The 17,499-nt window shown below is 62.1% G+C and carries 14 protein-coding genes; 8 read left to right on the top strand and 6 right to left on the bottom strand.

Annotation, left to right across the window (positions count from 1 at the left end; all coding sequences use genetic code 11):
- Positions 1–38 precede the first annotated feature (38 nt).
- The 4 genes from ACVZUB_RS02725 to ACVZUB_RS02710 form a co-directional block, all read right to left on the bottom strand.
- Entirely contained in the window at positions 39–1,763 is a 1,725-nt protein-coding gene (locus tag ACVZUB_RS02725; protein ID WP_143173114.1) for a dipeptide ABC transporter ATP-binding protein, read from the bottom strand.
- Positions 1,764–1,768: 5 nt separating this feature from the next.
- Positions 1,769–2,725: an ABC transporter permease gene (locus ACVZUB_RS02720; protein ID WP_019746638.1), complete on the bottom strand. Its 957-nt coding sequence runs from the start codon at positions 2,723–2,725 to the stop codon at positions 1,769–1,771.
- The gene (locus tag ACVZUB_RS02715; RefSeq protein WP_019746637.1) at positions 2,718–3,644 is read right to left on the bottom strand and encodes an ABC transporter permease; all 927 of its coding nucleotides are present in this window, start codon (positions 3,642–3,644) and stop codon (positions 2,718–2,720) included. The genes ACVZUB_RS02720 and ACVZUB_RS02715 overlap by 8 nt, the downstream gene beginning before the upstream one ends.
- Positions 3,645–3,769: 125 nt before the next feature.
- The gene (locus tag ACVZUB_RS02710) at positions 3,770–5,386 is read right to left on the bottom strand and encodes a peptide ABC transporter substrate-binding protein (protein ID WP_007732431.1); all 1,617 of its coding nucleotides are present in this window, start codon (positions 5,384–5,386) and stop codon (positions 3,770–3,772) included.
- Between the two features lie 364 nt (positions 5,387–5,750).
- Between ACVZUB_RS02710 and acs the strand changes: the two genes are divergently transcribed.
- Positions 5,751–7,682, top strand: a complete 1,932-nt coding sequence (acs, locus tag ACVZUB_RS02705; RefSeq protein ID WP_050655293.1) for an acetate--CoA ligase — start codon at positions 5,751–5,753, stop codon at positions 7,680–7,682.
- A 37-nt stretch (positions 7,683–7,719) separates the two neighbouring features.
- On the opposite strand, the gene ACVZUB_RS02700 is transcribed toward acs, so the two are convergent.
- A complete protein-coding gene (locus ACVZUB_RS02700) occupies positions 7,720–8,145 on the bottom strand; it encodes a MarR family transcriptional regulator (RefSeq protein ID WP_042446697.1) in 426 nt (141 codons plus the stop codon).
- Between the two features lie 107 nt (positions 8,146–8,252).
- Between ACVZUB_RS02700 and ACVZUB_RS02695 the strand changes: the two genes are divergently transcribed.
- From ACVZUB_RS02695 to ACVZUB_RS02675, 5 genes are all read left to right on the top strand, one after another.
- Complete coding sequence (locus ACVZUB_RS02695; protein WP_007732424.1) at positions 8,253–9,332, top strand: substrate-binding domain-containing protein; 1,080 nt, start codon at positions 8,253–8,255, stop codon at positions 9,330–9,332.
- Between the two features lie 122 nt (positions 9,333–9,454).
- Complete coding sequence (locus tag ACVZUB_RS02690) at positions 9,455–10,075, top strand: AmiS/UreI family transporter (RefSeq protein ID WP_003946099.1); 621 nt, start codon at positions 9,455–9,457, stop codon at positions 10,073–10,075.
- Positions 10,076–10,101: 26 nt separating this feature from the next.
- Complete coding sequence (locus ACVZUB_RS02685) at positions 10,102–11,139, top strand: aliphatic amidase (protein WP_003946093.1); 1,038 nt, start codon at positions 10,102–10,104, stop codon at positions 11,137–11,139.
- A 10-nt stretch (positions 11,140–11,149) separates the two neighbouring features.
- Positions 11,150–12,208 carry an AAA family ATPase gene (locus tag ACVZUB_RS02680; RefSeq protein WP_482628122.1) on the top strand — a complete coding sequence of 353 codons (1,059 nt, stop codon included), beginning with the start codon at positions 11,150–11,152 and terminating at the stop codon, positions 12,206–12,208.
- A gap of 134 nt (positions 12,209–12,342) precedes the next feature.
- Positions 12,343–14,028 carry a purine-cytosine permease family protein gene (locus tag ACVZUB_RS02675; RefSeq protein WP_064689108.1) on the top strand — a complete coding sequence of 562 codons (1,686 nt, stop codon included), beginning with the start codon at positions 12,343–12,345 and terminating at the stop codon, positions 14,026–14,028.
- A 55-nt stretch (positions 14,029–14,083) separates the two neighbouring features.
- Here the strand turns inward: ACVZUB_RS02675 and ACVZUB_RS02670 are convergent, their stop codons facing one another.
- Positions 14,084–15,475: an MFS transporter gene (locus ACVZUB_RS02670; protein WP_020968263.1), complete on the bottom strand. Its 1,392-nt coding sequence runs from the start codon at positions 15,473–15,475 to the stop codon at positions 14,084–14,086.
- 173 nt (positions 15,476–15,648) lie between these two features.
- Here ACVZUB_RS02670 and nhaA point away from each other — a divergent pair, with 173 nt between their 5' ends.
- Positions 15,649–16,983, top strand: a complete 1,335-nt coding sequence (nhaA, locus tag ACVZUB_RS02665; protein WP_007732414.1) for a Na+/H+ antiporter NhaA — start codon at positions 15,649–15,651, stop codon at positions 16,981–16,983.
- A complete protein-coding gene (locus ACVZUB_RS02660) occupies positions 16,980–17,489 on the top strand; it encodes a phage holin family protein (protein ID WP_007732413.1) in 510 nt (169 codons plus the stop codon). The genes nhaA and ACVZUB_RS02660 overlap by 4 nt, the downstream gene beginning before the upstream one ends.
- Positions 17,490–17,499 lie beyond the last annotated feature (10 nt).

Genomic DNA, 17,499 nt, shown 5'->3' with positions numbered 1-17,499 from the left:
TGCAGCCCCTCTGCGGACTTGCCTACCTACCTGTTGCGTCAGCTTCCCAGCTTGATGGACCCACCGGGAATCGCGTCGAGCAACTTGCGGGTGTAGTCCTGTTGCGGATTACCGAACACGTCGTCGATCGGTGCCGATTCGACGATCGAGCCACGCGACATCACCAACACGTTGTCCGCGATCTGACGAACCACGGCCAGGTCGTGCGTGATGAAGAGGTACGTCAACCCGAACTCTGCCTGCAGGTCGTTGAGCAGGGTCAAGATCTGATCCTGCACGAGCACGTCGAGAGCGGAGACCGCCTCGTCGCAGATCACGACCTCCGGTTGCAAGGCCAGTGCTCGCGCGATGGCGACGCGCTGACGTTGTCCACCGGAGAGTTCGTTCGGGAACCGACGCATGACCGACTGCGGTAGACCCACCTTGTCGAGAAGTTCGCGGACGCGAGCCTCACGCTCGGCTTTGGTCCCGACCTTGTGGGTACGCAGCGGTTCCTCGATCGTGCGGTAGATCGAGTACATCGGGTCGAGTGTGCCGTAGGGGTTCTGGAAGATCGGCTGCACTCGTCGACGGAACGCAAATGTTTCCTTCGCACCGAGTTTCGCCACGTCCTGACCGTCGAAGACCACGTTGCCCGCAGTGGGCTCGAGCAGACCGAGGACCATCTGTGCGACCGTCGACTTACCGGAACCCGATTCACCGACGATCGCCGTTGTGGTTCCGCGGCGGACCTTGAAGGACACGTCGTTCACGGCTGTGAAGTCGGTGGTCTTGCGGAAACCCTTGCGCAGCTTGAACACCTTGGTCAGATGATCGACGACAAGAACGTCGTCGGTCACCTTGCCGAAGGACTCTGCCGCACTTTCCTCGGCCTTGACCGCTTCGGCGACCTCTTCCGCCTGTTCGCGAATCTCGGCGCGCGCCACCGACGAGCTGAGCCGCTTCGACGCCAACGACGGCGCAGCCGCGACCAGCTTCTGCGTGTACGGATGCTGCGGGCGCTTCAGAATCTCCAGTGCCGGACCGGATTCGACGATACGACCCTTGCTCATCACGATCAGATGCTCGGCGCGCTCGGCGGCCAGGCCAAGATCGTGAGTGATGAGCAGAACGGCGGTGCCGAGTTCCGTAGTCAGACCGTCGAGGTGGTCGAGGATCTGACGCTGGACGGTGACGTCGAGCGCCGACGTCGGCTCGTCCGCGATCAGGAGCTTCGGACGAGCGGACAACCCGATCGCGATGAGTGCGCGCTGACGCATACCGCCCGAGAACTCGTGCGGGTACTGCCCCAACCGGCTCTCGGCTTCGGCGAGTCCTGCCTCCTCGAGCAGTTCGGCGGCCCGAACCTTGGCTGCCTTGCCCTTGGCGATCCCGTTGGCGGCCAGTGCTTCCTCGATCTGGAAGCCCACTTTCCACACGGGATTCAGATTCGACATCGGGTCCTGCGGAACCAAACCGATCTGGCTTCCCCGGATGTGGACGAAGTCCTTCTCCGAGACCTTCGAGATGTCCTTGCCGTCGAAGATGATCTCGCCTGCCGTCACCTTGCCGGTGCCGGGAAGCAGATTGATGATCGAGTGGGCGGTGGTGGACTTACCCGAACCCGATTCGCCGACGATCGCGACCGTCTGACCCGGGTAGACGGTCAGGCTGACGCCTCGAACTGCCGGAACCGGACCGGAATTGGACTGGAAAGACACCTCGAGATCACGAATCTCGAGCAACGGAGTTTCCTCCGAGGTGAGAGTTTCCTTGGTGGTCATCGTGCTCACCGCTTCCGCGACTTGGGATCGAGGGCGTCGCGCAGAGCGTCACCCATCATGATGAATCCGAGAACGGTGATCGCCAAAGCCGTTGCCGGGTAGAACAGAATGGTCGAACCCTGACGCAGCGTCACCTGAGCGTTGCTGATGTCGCCGCCCCACGAAACCTCGGTGGACGGAAGACCGATACCGAGGAAGGACAGCGTCGCCTCGGCAACGATGTACGTACCGAGCGAGATGGTGGCGACCACGATGATGGGCGCCAACGAGTTCGGGATGACGTGGCGGATCAGTGTCTTGAGCTTCGAGACACCCAACGCTTCCGAGGCCATGACGTAATCGTTGTTCTTCGCCGAGATCACCGCGCCTCGAGCGATTCTTGCCATCTGCGGCCAGCCGAAGAGCGCCAGCACGCCGACGACGGTCCAGATGGTGCGATCGGTGAACAGCTGCATCAGGACGATGGCAGCCAGGATCAGCGGGATGCCGAAGAAGATGTCGGCGACACGGGAGAGGATCGAATCGGTCCATCCGCCGTAGAAACCGGACAGCGCACCGAAGATCACGCCGATCACCAGCACCGACGCCGTGACGCCGACGCCCACGAGTACGGATGCGCGAGCACCGTAGATGGTGCGCGAGTACACGTCACAGCCCTGGCGGTCGAAACCGAACCAGTGCCCTGAGGTCGGCCCCTGCATGCTGTAGGTCAGGTCGCAGAACCGCGGATCGGTGCTCGTGAACAAGCTCGGAAACGCTGCGATGACGATGACCGCGAGGATGATGATCGTCGAGATGATGAACAGGGGGCGCTTGCGTAGGTCGCGCCACGCATCGGTCCACATGCTGGTCGGCGCCTGATCGAGTTTGACGGCGTCCGTCTCCCCCGGTGCCGCAACTTCGGGCGGTGCCACGAAATGACTTTGCCGGACTGCGCGTCCGGTCTTCACGGTCTCAGACATAGCGGATCCTCGGATCGAGCGCGGCGTACAAGAGGTCGACGAGCAGATTCGCGATCAGGTAGATCACGATCAGGATGGTGACGAACGAAACCACCGTCGGCGCTTCACCTCTGGTCACGGCCTGGTAGATCGTGCCGCCGACGCCGTTGATGTTGAAGATGCCCTCGGTGACGATGGCGCCGCCCATCAACGTTGCGAGGTCGGCACCCAGGAACGTGACCACGGGGATCAGCGAGTTGCGCAACACGTGCACGCGAACCACTCGTCCACGGGAAAGTCCCTTGGCGGTAGCGGTGCGGACGTAATCGGCAGTCAGATTCTCCGCCACGGACGTTCGGGTCAGTCGCAGTACGTACGCAAACGAGACCGAACCCAGAACCAGGGCAGGGAGCAGGAGATTGGTGAAGCTGGTGTTGCCACCGACCGTCGGCGGGACGATGCCCCATTTGACGCCGATGAAGAACTGAGCCAGGAAGCCGATCACGAAGATCGGGATGGCGATGAGAACGAGGCTGAACAGCAGGACGGTGCTGTCGAAGAATCCGCCCTTACGCAGGCCGGCGATGAGGCCGAAGCCGACACCGAAGACGGTCTCGACGATCAGTGCCATGAAGGCAAGTTTCATCGTGATCGGAAATGCCTGTGCCAGAACTTCACTGACAGGTCGTCCGGAGAACGACGTGCCGAAGTCCAGCGTGAAGATGCCCTTCAGGTACAGCAGGTACTGCTGATAGAAGGGGAGATCGAGGTGGTAGCGCTCCCGAAGCTGTGCTGCCACAGCCGGACTGAGCGCCTTGTCGCCCGCCAACGCGGCAATCGGATCACCGGGAAGCAGGAAGACCATGGCGTAGATCAGAAGAGTGGCCCCGAGAAAAACCGGGATCATTTGAAGCACTCGGCGACCGATGTACCAGAGCATCGGATCACCTCCTTGTCGATGATCGTGTACGTCAGCGGACAGTCCGGTGTGAACACGAGTTCGGGACGGCAGGCAGGGCGCCTGCCGCCCCGAACTCACGTTTCAGATGCGGATCGTTCTACGCGTCAGTTCTTTTCGATGTCTTCGTAGACCGGAACACCGTTCCAGCTGATGGTCACGTTGGAAACGTTCTCCGACCATCCACTGGCAGCGTTGCGGTACCACGTCGGAACTGCGGGCAGGTCCTTGAGCAGGACTTCCTGGGCCTGATCGAGCAGTTCCTGAGCCTTCGCCTGATCGGTCTGGCCGGCCGATTCGCGCAGGAGGCGGTCGAACTCGGGGTTGGAGTACTCACCGTCGTTGGAGCTGCCGCCGGTCTGGTAGTTCTGCGCCAGGAAGCCGTACTGCTGCGGGTAGTCGCCCTGCCAACCGGAGCGGAAAGAGCTCTGGATGGTGCGGTCGGTGGCTTCGGTGCGGATCTGAGCGAAGGTGGCGTACTGCTTGCCCTTTGCGTCGATACCGAGGGTGTTGCGGATGCTGTTCGCCGTGGCATCGACCCATTCCTGGTGTCCGCCGTCGGAGTTGTAGGCGATCTCGAAGCTGCCGGACCACGGTGCGATGGCGTCGGCCTTGGCCCAAGCAGCCTTGGCCGCCTCGGGATCGAACTTCACGTTGCTGTTACCGGTCAGCGAGTCGTTCCAGCCCTTGATTGCGGGGCTGGTGAAGTCGAGTGCAGGCGTCCTGGTCTTGTTGAAGATCTGCTGGGTGATCTGATCGCGGTTGATCGCCATCGAGATCGCCTGACGGCGGAGCATGCCCTCTTCGCCGCTGAAGTGCGGCAGGCGACCCGGGATCGTGAACGTCTCGATGGTTGCCGACGGCTGGTTGACGGTGCGTCCGGGCAGGTCCGACTCGAAGGTCGTGACGGCGCTCGGCGGAACCTGGTCGAGAACGTCGACGTTGTTGGCCAGGAGATCGGTGTACGCCGTGTCGAGGCTGTTGTACATGATGAAGTCGACGCCGGCGTTCTTCGGCTTACGGTTGCCGTTGTAGTCCGGGTTCACGACGGTGTCGATGCGGACGTTGTGCTGCCACGCGCCGGTTCCGTCGAGCTTGTACGGGCCATTGCCGATCGGGTTCTCACCGAAGGCGGTCATGTCCTTGAACGCGACCTCGGGCAGCGGGTAGTACGCCGTGAAGCCGAGGCGATCGGGGAACGCCGACTCGGGCTGCTTGAGTTCGATGGTGAAGGTGGAGTCGTCCACAACCTTCAGACCCGACATGGTCTGTGCCGTCGGAACCTCGGCGGCAACTTCGTCGTAGCCCTTGATCGGATCGAAGAACGATGCCTGAAGCTGAGCGTTGGTGGAGAGGGCGCCGTAGTTCCACGCGTCGACGAACGACTTCGCGGTGACGGGGGTGCCGTCCGTGAAGGTCCAACCGTCCTTGAGCTTGACGGTGAAGTTCTGACCGTCGGTGCTCTCGATGGACTCGGCAACCTCGTTCTCCGTACCGCCGTCTGCGGTGTACGAAACGAGACCGGAGAACAGCGAGTCGAGGACGCGGCCGCCCATGTTCTCACTCGTGTTCGTGGGGATCAACGGGTTCTGAGGCTCGCCCGCCCAGGCGTTGACGACGCCACTGGACGATCCGCCCGACGAATCGCCGGACGAACATGCCGTGATCAGCACTGCCGTCATTCCGAGCGCGACCGCGCCCGTCGCTATGCGTGAGATACGCAAAGGAATTCCTTCCACATCTAAGTGACCCCGAGCATGCTCGCGGCCTGCCGACAGCCGTAACTGCCGGCGTCGTGTCGCCTACAACTGAAAGTGAACGTGACTTCGAGTTGTGGTCGAATAATGGTTTGACAATAGACACATCCGACGCGGGGCGCGCATCGCACCCATTGTCCGCAATTCCGAGGGAAATCTGTCCGCGCCCATTCACTCGTCGGCGGAAGCGACCACCCGTCGCATCAATTCGACCGATCGTCGCAGGACAACGGGTTGCAACGTGATGCAACGGTGCGTTTACGCGAGCTTGTGACTACCCTCACACGGAGTCAGAAAAGTGTCGATCAAAGTGGAAAGAAGGCCGTCAGCCATGACAAGCGCAGCCGAAACAGACGTCCCCCAGGCATATCCGCCGAGCGCAGAGTTCGCTGCGGCCGCCAACGCGGGACCGGAGTTGCAGGCTGCCGCAGATACCGACCGCCTCGCTTTCTGGGCGAATCAGGCTGAGCGCCTTCACTGGCACGAGAAATGGACCGACGTCCTCGACTGGACCGACGCCCCCGTCGCCAAGTGGTTCGTCGGCGGAAAGCTCAACGTCGCCTACAACTGCGTTGACCGCCACGTCCTCGCCGGCAACGGCGACCGCATCGCCATCCACTTCGAAGGCGAACCAGGCGATTCCCGCGACCTGACCTACAACGACCTCCTCGCCGAAGTCAGCCGCGCCGCAAATACTTTCACCGACCTCGGCCTCGTCGCCGGTGACCGCGTAGCGATCTACATGCCGATGATCCCCGAAGCGATCGTCACCATGCTCGCCTGCGCCCGCCTCGGCCTGACCCACTCGGTCGTCTTCGCCGGATTCTCCGCCACCGCCCTACGCTCACGCATCGACGACGCCCAAGCCAAACTCGTCGTCACCGTCGACGGGCAGTGGCGACGCGGCGCAGCAGCACCCATCAAAACAGCGGTCGACGAATCCGTCGCCGGCGCCGAATCCGTCCAGAACGTGTTGGTGGTCAACCGGACCGGCATCGACGTCGACTGGACCGACGGCCGCGACCTGTGGTGGCACGAAACCGTCGCACAGGCCTCACCCGAGCACGAAGCGCAGGCCTTCGACGCCGAGCATCCCCTGTTCATTCTCTACACCTCCGGCACCACCGGAAAGCCCAAGGGCATCATCCACACCTCCGGCGGCTACCTCACCCAGGCCTCGTACACCCACCACAACGTCTTCGATCACAAAGCGGGACAAGACGTCTACTGGTGCACCGCCGACATCGGCTGGGTCACCGGACACTCCTACATCGTCTACGGGCCCCTCTCCAACGGTGTCACCCAGGTCGTCTACGAAGGCACCCCCAACTCCCCGAACGAGCACCGCCACTTCGACATCATCGAGAAGTACGGCGTCTCCATCTACTACACCGCCCCCACCCTCGTGCGGACGTTCATGAAGTGGGGCCGCGAGATCCCCGACGCCCATGACCTGTCCTCGATCCGCCTCCTCGGATCTGTGGGCGAGCCCATCAACCCCGAAGCGTGGCGCTGGTTCCGAGAGGTCATCGGCGGCAACAAAGCCCCCATCGTCGACACCTGGTGGCAGACCGAGACCGGCGCGATCATGATCTCCCCACTCCCCGGTATCACCGCCACCAAACCCGGATCCGCGATGGCCCCACTGCCCGGTATCTCCGCGAAGATCGTCGACGACGACGCCAAGCCCCTCGGCCCCGGCGGCAACGGCTACCTCGTCCTCGACGAGCCGTGGCCGGCGATGCTCCGCGGCATCTGGGGCGACATGGACCGCTACCGCGACACCTACTGGTCCCGCTACGCCGAAGAAGGCTGGTACTTCGCCGGTGACGGCGCCAAGTACGACGACGACGGCGCACTCTGGGTCCTCGGCCGCGTCGACGACGTCATGAACGTCTCCGGTCACCGCATCTCCACCTCCGAAGTGGAATCAGCACTGGTGAACCATCACGGAGTCGCCGAAGCCGCCGTCGTCGGTGCCGCGGACGAGACCACCGGACAGGGCATTGTCGCGTTCGTCATCCTCCGTGAAGGCGTCGAGAACACCGGCGACGTCCTCATCGCCGAACTCAAGGCTCAGGTCTCCACCGACATCAGCCCCATCGCCAAACCGCGTCAGATCACGATCGTGCCGGAACTGCCGAAGACCCGATCCGGCAAGATCATGCGCCGCCTCCTGCGCGACGTCGCCGAAGGCCGCGACCTCGGAGACACCTCGACCCTGGTCGACCCCAAGGTATTCGACGCCATCCGCGGCAAGTAGGGCCTTCGGCCCCTGTGCGCCTTTTTGGTAGTCCCCACTACCGGAAAGGCACACAGGGGCGAAGCCCCTCTCGCAACTTCACTTCCTCTTTCGACGTCAGCCAGGACTCCTCGGCTACGCGGATGTCTGCGGCAACCCTCTTGTGCAAGGACTTTCCGCGCGAGGAGAGAAACACGCGTACCTTCCGACGGTCGTCCTCCCCGACTTCGCGGTAGATGAGCGCGAGCGAGACCAACTTGTCCGCAACTCGCGTCAGCGTCGGAGCCGGTGTTCCCGTTCGATCGCGCAGCTCAGCCATCGTCAGCCCCTCGGTCGACGCCAGGGCTTCGAGCGTCATCCAGTGATCAAGAGTGAGATTCTCTGCCGCCAGCGCCTTCTCCGCCGCTGCCGCGGCCATTCGAGCTGCTCGGACCAGCGCAGTCGTCAGCGACGCATCAAGAATTCCGGAGTCACTTTTTCCCACTGATCGCTCCCCCGCTGTTGCGCAGTTCACACTTCTCGGGCAATACTTTCAAATGAAATGATAGTAACCCAGGCCAGGCCGCTGACTCCCGATTCCGGCGGCGACGCATGAGCGCTACCGGCGCGCTCGAACGCGCGCGCAGCGCGGTGTGGCGCCTGGGCATGGTGGTTCCCCTTCAGGGGCCGGCCGGACTGTTCGGCCCCTCCTGCGAAGCAATCAGCGAGTTGGCCGCCCGCGACCTCAACAACTCCGGTGGCGTGCTGGGACGCGAAGTCCAGATCGAAGTGATCGACGGCGGCGCTTCGCCGAGCGTCGTCGCCGCCCGCGTGGGACAACTACTCGACGCCGGCGACATCGACGCCGTCAGCGGTTGGCACATCTCCTCTGTCCGCCACGCTCTTGCACCCGTGGTCGCGGACCGCATTCCGTACTCGTACACCTCGCTCTACGAGGGCGGCGAGGTCAGGTCCGGCATCTACTGCTCCGGCGAAACACCACGGCAGCAGATCGCGCCGGCGCTGAAGTGGCTGCGCGACAACGTCGGAGCGCGTAAGTGGTTTGTCGTCGGGGACGACTACATCTGGCCGCACAGCTCTCTCGGAGCCGTGAGGCAATTCGCCACCGAACTCGATCTCAGCCTGGTCGGCGGTTCGTTTGTCGACCTCGGGCGCGGAAACATGAAGCAGTTGGTCGAGACCGTCTCGAACTCCGGTTGCGACGGCGTGATCATGCTCCTCGTCGGCCAGGACGCCGTCGATTTCAACCGCGCCTTCGCCCGCCGCGGCCTCGACGAGTCGATGATCCGGTTCAGCCCGTTGATGGAAGAGAACATGCTGCTCGCGAGCGGGCCGAGGGCAACCCGCAACCTGTTTGCCTCCGCCGCGTACTTCCGTTCGATGGTCGACGGCAACTCCATGGATCTTCTCGGGCGCTACGTTGCACTGCACGGCGCGCACGCTCCGGCGCTGAACAATGCCGCCGAATCGTGTTACGAAGGGATACATACCCTTTCGGCCCTGGTTCGACGCGCCGACAGCACTCATCCGCGTGACCTGGACGCCGTCGTCGAGGGTGCCGCGTACGACGGGCCTCGCGGAACCGTCGAGTTTCGTGATCGTGTTGCACGGCAGAAGATTCAGCTCGCCGTCGCCGACGGACTCGACTTCTCGATCATCGCAACGCTCTGAGATTTTCCCTGAGATCTCCCTCTTGACTTCTGTGGCGCGCATCACTTAGTTTCATTTGGAATCATTTCATTTGAAAGTAACCCGTCCCGAAGTAACCGTCCCGAAGTAACCGGAGGTGCCCGATGGGCAGTGTTGGTTTGCTTTACGTGGGAGCCGTCCTCTTCGTCAACGGACTGATGCTGCTCGGCACAGTTCCCGTTCGATCCGCCTCGGTCCTCAACCTCTTCGTCGGCGCACTTCAATGCGTCGTCCCCACCGTCATGTTGATTCAGGCTCAGGGAGATTCGAGTGCCGTCCTGGCGGCCTCAGGGCTCTATCTGTTCGGATTCACCTATCTCTACGTGGGCATCAGCAATCTCGCCGGCTTCGAGCCGGAAGGAATCGGGTGGTTCTCGCTGTTCGTCGCGTGCGCCGCGCTCGTGTACTCCTTCCTCTCTTTCACAGTGAGCAACGACCCCGTCTTCGGGGTCATCTGGCTCGCATGGGCAGCGCTGTGGACGCTGTTCTTCCTGGTACTCGGGCTCGGCCGCGAGAATCTCAGTCGCTTCACCGGCTGGGCAGCGGTCCTCCTGAGCCAGCCCACGTGCACAGTCCCCGCATTTCTGATCCTGACCGACAACTTCCACACCACACCCGCCGTCGCGGCCGGTTGGGCCGGAGCGCTTCTGGTTCTCCTGGGCCTGGCCAAGATCCTCGCTGCACCCAAAACCGCAGTACCCCAATCCCGTCCAGTCTTCAACTGATCGACACAACCAAGGAGTGAAAGACAATGCGACACGGTGACATCTCCTCGAGCAACGACACGGTCGGCGTAGCAGTGGTCAACTACAAGATGCCCCGCCTGCACGATCGCGCCGGCGTCCTCGAGAACGCGCGCAAGATCGCCGACATGATGATCGGCATGAAGACCGGCCTCCCCGGAATGGATCTGGTGGTCTTCCCCGAATACTCCACGCAGGGAATCATGTACAACGAAGAGGAGATGTACGCGACAGCAGCCACCATCCCGGGCGACGAGACCGCGATCTTCTCCGCAGCGTGCCGCGAAGCCGACACGTGGGGAATCTTCTCCATCACCGGTGAACAGCACGAAGACCACCCGAACAAGCCCCCGTACAACACGTTGATCCTCATCGACAACAAGGGCGAGATCGTTCAGAGGTACCGAAAGATCCTGCCCTGGTGCCCCATCGAAGGGTGGTACCCGGGAGACACGACGTATGTCACCGAAGGCCCGAAGGGGCTGAAGATCTCGCTCATCATCTGCGACGACGGCAACTACCCGGAGATCTGGCGCGACTGCGCGATGAAGGGTGCGGAACTGATCGTCCGTTGCCAGGGATACATGTACCCCGCCAAGGACCAGCAGGTAATGATGTCCAAGGCAATGGCCTGGGCCAACAATTGTTATGTGGCAGTTGCCAATGCGGCCGGATTCGACGGCGTCTACTCCTACTTCGGACACTCCGCGATCATCGGATTCGACGGCCGGACGCTGGGTGAAACCGGCGAAGAAGAATACGGAATCCAGTACGCGCAGCTTTCCGTCTCAGCCATTCGCGACGCACGCGAGAACGATCAGTCCCAGAACCACATCTTCAAACTCCTCCATCGCGGCTACTCCGGTGTCCACGCAGCAGGTGACGGAGACAAGGGCGTCGCGGACTGCCCGTTCGAGTTCTACAAGCTGTGGGTCACCGACGCCCAGAAGGCTCAGGAACGCGTCGAGGCCATCACCCGAGACACAGTGGGTGTAGCGGATTGTCGCGTCGGAAACCTGCCGGTCGAGAAGACAATCGAAGCGTAAGGATCTCACTGTGCCTTATATCACCGACATGCTCCATGACCGGAACAGTGCAGCAGCACCACCGCCGGCCGAGGAACGAACCGAACCCGTACCGGTCGGGGCCTTCGACGCTCGCAAGCTCTCGAAAGCCCTGAGTTCCAAGATCGTCGGACAACAGGCCGCCGTCGACGCAGTGGTTCGTGCGATTTCGATCGCGCATGTCGGTGCCACGGATCCGACGCGTCCGCTCGCCAACATCCTTCTCGTTGGCCCGACCGGCGTCGGCAAGACGGAATTGGTGCGGCGCGTGGCCGCAGAACTACGGTCAGGACCCGATGATCTGTGCCGCATCGACATGAATGCTCTTGCGCAAGAGCATTATGCGGCGTCGTTCTCCGGGGCTCCACCTGGATATGCCGGTAGCAAGGAGTCCTTCACGCTGTTCGACAAGAACACCGTCGAGGGCGATCCGTACACCCCCGGAATCGTCCTGTTCGACGAAGTGGAGAAGGCCGACCCCACCGTGCTGCGTGCGCTCCTGCAGGTCCTCGACAACGGCGAACTCCGGTTGGCGAACGGTCAGCAGAAGATCTCGTTCCGCAACAGCTACGTGTTCCTGACCTCGAATCTCGGCTCTGCTGCGGTGGCAGAACGTCGGCGATCTCACCTGCGGCAGCTCGCCGATCGCGTCCGGATCGATCGACCGCGCCATGGTCATCATCTGGTGCAACGCGCGTTGGAGAAGTTCTTCGACCCCGAATTCTTCAACCGCATCGACGAAACCGTGATCCTCGACGAGTTCGACGAACAGACCGCGGAACAAGTGACCCGTCTCGAGATCGAACTGATCACGACTCGGTTGGCCAGGAGAGGCATCGACGTCGAGGTGGAGGACAGCGCCGTCGCCCTGTTGCAACGGCGCGGGTTCGACCCGGTGTACGGAGCACGTGGCCTGCGCCGGACCATCCGGAACGTTTTGGCCGACCCGGTGGCCGCCGCCGTTCTCGACCTTCGGCCGGTCGGGACGCAGCCACTCGCCTTGCAGGCGCGGGTAGTTGGTGATCAGATACAGGTAAAGAAAGTCCCATGAGTGCTCGCTCACGTTGCGGATCGAATCCGCAACGTGGGCGACACATTTCAAACATGTCCGCGTAACGCCACCTCCCTAGGTTGGGTGCCTGCACCACAAAGTGCACATGCACAGGCATCCAGGGAAGTGACGTCATGACAGCAGTGAACGAGCAGGTGTCCGCCGGCGCACCGGACAGGGCAGATCTCGGTGAGAATGCCGCACTGAAGGAGACTCTGGAGGACTACACCCTCCGATTTGCGCCACGCAGCTACCGCAAATGGGGAACCGGCGTCGTCGCGACCTCCGCGCTCGGCGGAATCGCGTATCTCGCAGACTTCTCGATCGGCGCCAACATCGGCATCTCGTACGGCACCGGTAACGCATTGCTGGGCATCGCCGTGTTTGCCGTCGTCATCATGGCGACCGGCTTCCCACTCGCCTACTATGCCGCGCGATACAATATCGACCTCGATTTGATCACTCGCGGAAGCGGTTTCGGCTACTACGGCTCGGTGGTCACCAACGTCATCTTCGCGACGTTCACCTTCATCTTCTTCGCGCTCGAAGGTTCCATCATGGCCCAGGGTTTGAAACTGGGGCTCGGGATCCCACTCTCGATCGGCTACGCGGTCTCGACCCTGATGGTCATTCCACTGGTCATCTACGGAATGAAGGCTCTGGCAAAGCTCCAAGTGTGGACGACGCCTCTGTGGCTTGTCATGATGGTGCTGCCGTTCCTGTATCTGCTGTTCAAGCACCCTGATTCGGTGAGCGCGTTCTTCGCCTTCGGCGGTGAGGACGGCGCAAACGGCAAGGGCGTCAACTTCGGATCGGTGATGCTGGCCGCGGGTGTCTGCTTGTCGCTGATCGCACAGATCGCCGAGCAGATCGACTACCTACGCTTCATGCCGCCCAAGACGCCGGAAAACACCCGTCGTTGGTGGGCTGCAGTAATTCTCGCCGGCCCCGGCTGGGTGATCTTCGGCGCGTTCAAGCAGATCGTCGGACTGTTCCTCGCCGTGTACATCATCGCGAACGTCGTCGACGGATCCTCGATCGCCAACCAGCCCGTGCACCAGTTCCTCGAGATCTACCAGGACATGATGCCTCACTGGCTGGCCATGACGCTGGCCGTGATCCTCGTGGTCATCAGCCAGATCAAGATCAACGTCACCAACGCGTACTCCGGCTCACTGGCCTGGACCAACTCGTACACCCGCGTCACCAAGACCTACCCCGGACGCATGGTCTTCGTTCTGGTCAACCTGGCGATCGCACTGATCTTGATGGAAGCCAACATGTTCGACTTCCTCAACACGATCCTCGGGTTCTACGCCAACTGCGGTATCGCCTGGGTCGTGGTCGTCGCCTCGGACATCGCGATCAACAAGTACTGGTTGAAGCTCTCCCCGAAAGTCCCCGAGTTCCGACGCGGGATGCTCTACGACGTCAACCCCGTCGGCTTCGTGTCGATGCTGCTGGCCGCGGGCATTTCGATCCTGGTGTTCTTCGGCGCTTTCGGTTCGACGATCAAACCGTTCTCCCCGATCGTCGCAATCGTCATCGCGCTGGTGATGCCGCCGGTCCTGGCCGTCGCCACCAAGGGAAAGTACTACCTACGACGCACCGACGACGGCATCGAACTGCCGATGTTCGACGAGTACGGGAACCCCTCCGGTGAAACGCTTCTGTGCTGCGTCAGCGGAATCGAATTCGAGCGTCCCGACATGCTCGCGTCGAACGTGCCCGGTCCGAACGGCGAGAAGCAGTACATCAGCTCCCTGGCCTTGAGCACCGACAAGACCGGTGAGCATGTCCTGCCTGCTCAGCTTCCCTGACAACTGCTGTGCGCCTTTATTAACCGCCGGGGGTTAATAAAGGCGCACAGCAGGGTTATGCCCCTACATCGTCGAGCGACTCACCCTTCGTCTCACGCATGACCAGCAGCGCGACAAAGGTCAGCGTCGCCGCTACGAGAAGATAGATGCCGACCCAACCGACGCCGTAGTTCTTCGCGAGGTAGACGGCGATGAACGGCGCCACCGCTGCGCCCAGAATACTGGCCGTGTTGTACGCGATTCCCGAGCCCGTGTAGCGGACGTTGGTCGGGAAGAGTTCCGGGAGAACGGCACTCATCGGTCCGAAGGTCAGGCCCATGAGCAGCATGCCCACGATGAGGAACGCCAACATACGACCGTCGTTCATTCCGTCCGGTTCGAGGAACACGCCGAAGGTCAAGCCGAACACCATGATCAGGCCGGTGATGATCAGCAGTGTGATACGACGCCCGTAGCGGTCGGCGAGCCAACCCGAGACCGGCACGGCAGCAGCGAAGAAAACGACTGCGATGAGCTGCAGGACAAGGAAATCGGTGTACTTGAAGCCTGCGCCGGTTCCGCCGTCGGCCGCCGTCTTGCCGGTTCCGTGGCTGAGAACCCAGGTGGTCATGATGTAGAAGAGCGTGTACGTCGCGAGCATCACGAACGTACCGATGATCAGCTGACGCCAACTGGTCTTGAACACCTCGGCCACCGGGGTCTTGACCTTCTCGCCGCGCTCGACTGCACGCGCGAACACCGGGGTTTCCTCGAGCTTGAGCCGGACGTACAGGCCGATCATCACCATGATTGCGCTGAGCAGGAACGGAATTCGCCATCCCCAACTCAGGAAGGCACCCTCGAGGTCCGGGCTGGAATTGTCGTGGTTCATGAACAACGTGATGATCAGGAACAGTCCGTTGGCCATGAAGAAGCCGATGGGCGCACCGAGTTGCGGCCACATCGCCGCCCAGGCCCGCTTGCCTTCCTTGGCTGTCTCGGTCGCGAGCAGCGCCGCACCCGACCATTCGCCGCCGAGTCCGAGGCCCTGGCAGAAACGCATGAGCGCCAACAGCGCCGGGGCCAGTAGACCGATCTGGTGATAGGTGGGCAGCAGTCCGATGAGGAAGGTCGCGATACCCATCGTCAGCAGCGAGCCGACCAGAGTTGCCTTGCGTCCGACGCGGTCACCGAAGTGCCCGAAGAGAATCGAGCCGAGGGGACGGGCGACAAACGCGAGTCCGAACGTCGCCAACGACGCGAGAAGCGCGGTGGTGTCGTTGCCCTTCGGGAAGAACAGGTGCGGGAACACCGATACTGCCGCTGTTGCATAGATGTAGAAGTCGTAGAACTCGATGGACGTACCCACCATGCTGGCAACCACGATTCGGCTGCGCGGCACTCCGGCGACGGTATCTGCGTCGCCGCCCTCCGGCTTGGGTGGATTCTCACTGACTGACGTGCTCAAAACATGCTCCTGCGCCGTTATACGAAAAATGTCCAATTGGTGGGATAGTGTCCCAATCAGTAGGAATTGAACACCCGCGGGGTTTTCCGACGCAAATTCGGTTCGCGAATTCGGCTCAGCGGGCAATCCGCGATAAAATTCCGTAAAGGTGAGCCGGGAAGTCTGGTCGGCACGTGCATTCGATGCGTCACAACGTCGATCACGTTCATGTCTGTTGCATCCGAATTCGGTTGCACGAACAAAGGTCGTCCCCACGCGTGATCTCCACCCTGCGTTCCGAACTGTCCCGCTACCTCCGCACCGAAACGGTGGGCGGATCGATCCTCCTGATCGCTGCCGCCCTCGCTCTGATCTGGGTGAACTCTCCTTTCGGTGAGAGCTACATCGCACTACGTGACTTCCAGATCGGTCCGTCCGCACTCCATCTCGACCTCAGCTTGGGCACGTGGGCGCAGGACGGACTGCTTGCCGTCTTCTTCTTCGTCGCCGGCCTCGAACTCAAACGTGAACTGGTGGTCGGCGAACTCGCGGACCGCAAAGCCGCGATGCTCCCGATCATCGCGGCGTGCGGCGGCGTCCTGGTCCCCGCGATCATCGCGGCGTCCATCGGTTTCGGCACGCCCGGCATGGACAAGGGCTGGGCCATTCCCGTCGCGACGGACATCGCTTTTGCCCTCGGCGTGCTCGCGCTGACCGGCTCGAAGATCCCGGCGAGCGCCCGAGTTTTCCTGCTCAGCCTGGCCGTCGTCGACGATCTGCTCGCGATCATTCTCATCGCCGTACTGTTCACCGGTTCCCTCGCGATGTTGTGGCTGCTGACCGCGGCCGCAGCCCTGGCTGCCTACGCCTACGCCCAACACAAACGCATCACGACGCCGTTCCTCTACGTCCCGCTGGCACTACTGACCTGGTACGCGATGCACGAAGCGGGGATACACGCCACACTCGCGGGCGTCGCGCTCGGCTTACTGACCCGGGTGAGGCGCGATCCGGACGAGGAGTACGCGCCCGGTAGCCGTCTCGAGCACCGCATTCAGCCCTACTCTGCAGGCTTCTGTGTCCCCGTCTTCGCACTGTTCGCCTCCGGTGTTCCGATCAACGCGGCGGTACTCGGCGACATTTTCACCGACCCAGTCGGGCAATCGGTCGTCGTCGGTCTTCTGGTCGGCAAAACCGTCGGAATCTTCGGAATTTCCCTGCTCGCGATCAAATTGGGGATAGCAACCAAACCCAAGACACTGGAATTGAGAGACATGTTTGCCCTCTCAGTTCTCGGTGGCATCGGGTTCACCGTTAGCCTGCTTGTAGCAGACCTCGCATTGGACGGGGTCGGCGATGGTAGCGAGGCCGAGATAGCGAAGGCCGCAGTTCTCGTGACATCGTTGGTGGCATCGCTGATCGGATCAGCGCTGCTGTGGCGACGTGGACGAGTTCATGCGGCTCGAGACGACGCTTCCACCGCCATTGCCACGGACGCGAGAGAACTACCTGGAGAGGTCGACAAGTGAGCTTGACCAACGGAGAGAGCCAGCGCTTCACCGGAGATGGAGTACCGAACACGGTCTCTTCCATCCCTCTCACCGATGTGGACGCCCGCACGCCGGGCGAGGCCACCATCGGGGCCCTCGTCAAGGACGCGACCGCACAGGTCTCCACCCTCGTGCGCGCCGAGGTCGAACTTGCCAAGGCCGAGGTGACGGGCGAGGTCAAGAAGGGTCTGCAGGGCAGCGTCTTCTTCATCCTGGCCTTCACGGTTCTGCTGTTCAGCTCGTTCTTCTTCTTTTTCTTCCTGGCCGAGATGCTCGACACCTGGGTGCCGCGCTGGCTGGCGTTCCTCATCGTCTTCCTGATCATGGTGGTGACCACCGCGATTCTGGCGCTGCTCGGTTATCTGCGCGTGCGCAAGCTGAGGGCTCCGGAGAAGACGATCGAATCGCTCAAGCAGGCCAAGAACGTCATCCCCGGCAGCCATGACGACGCAAAGCCGTCGGTCGATTTCAACGCGCGCCGGTAGCGAGTCTGAT

The sequence above is a fragment of the Rhodococcus sp. OS5 genome (genome assembly GCF_056837585.1).
Note: the sequence above shows the minus strand (reverse complement) of the source record. Positions and strands in the feature narration are given on the sequence as shown.

Coding starts and splice junctions, on each gene's coding strand:
- ACVZUB_RS02725 (WP_143173114.1), bottom strand. CDS start 1,763: ATGACCACCAAGGAAACTCTCACCTCGGAGGAAACTCCGTTGCTCGAG.
- ACVZUB_RS02720 (WP_019746638.1), bottom strand. CDS start 2,725: ATGTCTGAGACCGTGAAGACCGGACGCGCAGTCCGGCAAAGTCATTTC.
- ACVZUB_RS02715 (WP_019746637.1), bottom strand. CDS start 3,644: ATGCTCTGGTACATCGGTCGCCGAGTGCTTCAAATGATCCCGGTTTTT.
- acs (WP_050655293.1), top strand. CDS start 5,751: ATGACAAGCGCAGCCGAAACAGACGTCCCCCAGGCATATCCGCCGAGC.
- ACVZUB_RS02695 (WP_007732424.1), top strand. CDS start 8,253: ATGAGCGCTACCGGCGCGCTCGAACGCGCGCGCAGCGCGGTGTGGCGC.
- ACVZUB_RS02690 (WP_003946099.1), top strand. CDS start 9,455: ATGGGCAGTGTTGGTTTGCTTTACGTGGGAGCCGTCCTCTTCGTCAAC.
- ACVZUB_RS02685 (WP_003946093.1), top strand. CDS start 10,102: ATGCGACACGGTGACATCTCCTCGAGCAACGACACGGTCGGCGTAGCA.
- ACVZUB_RS02675 (WP_064689108.1), top strand. CDS start 12,343: ATGACAGCAGTGAACGAGCAGGTGTCCGCCGGCGCACCGGACAGGGCA.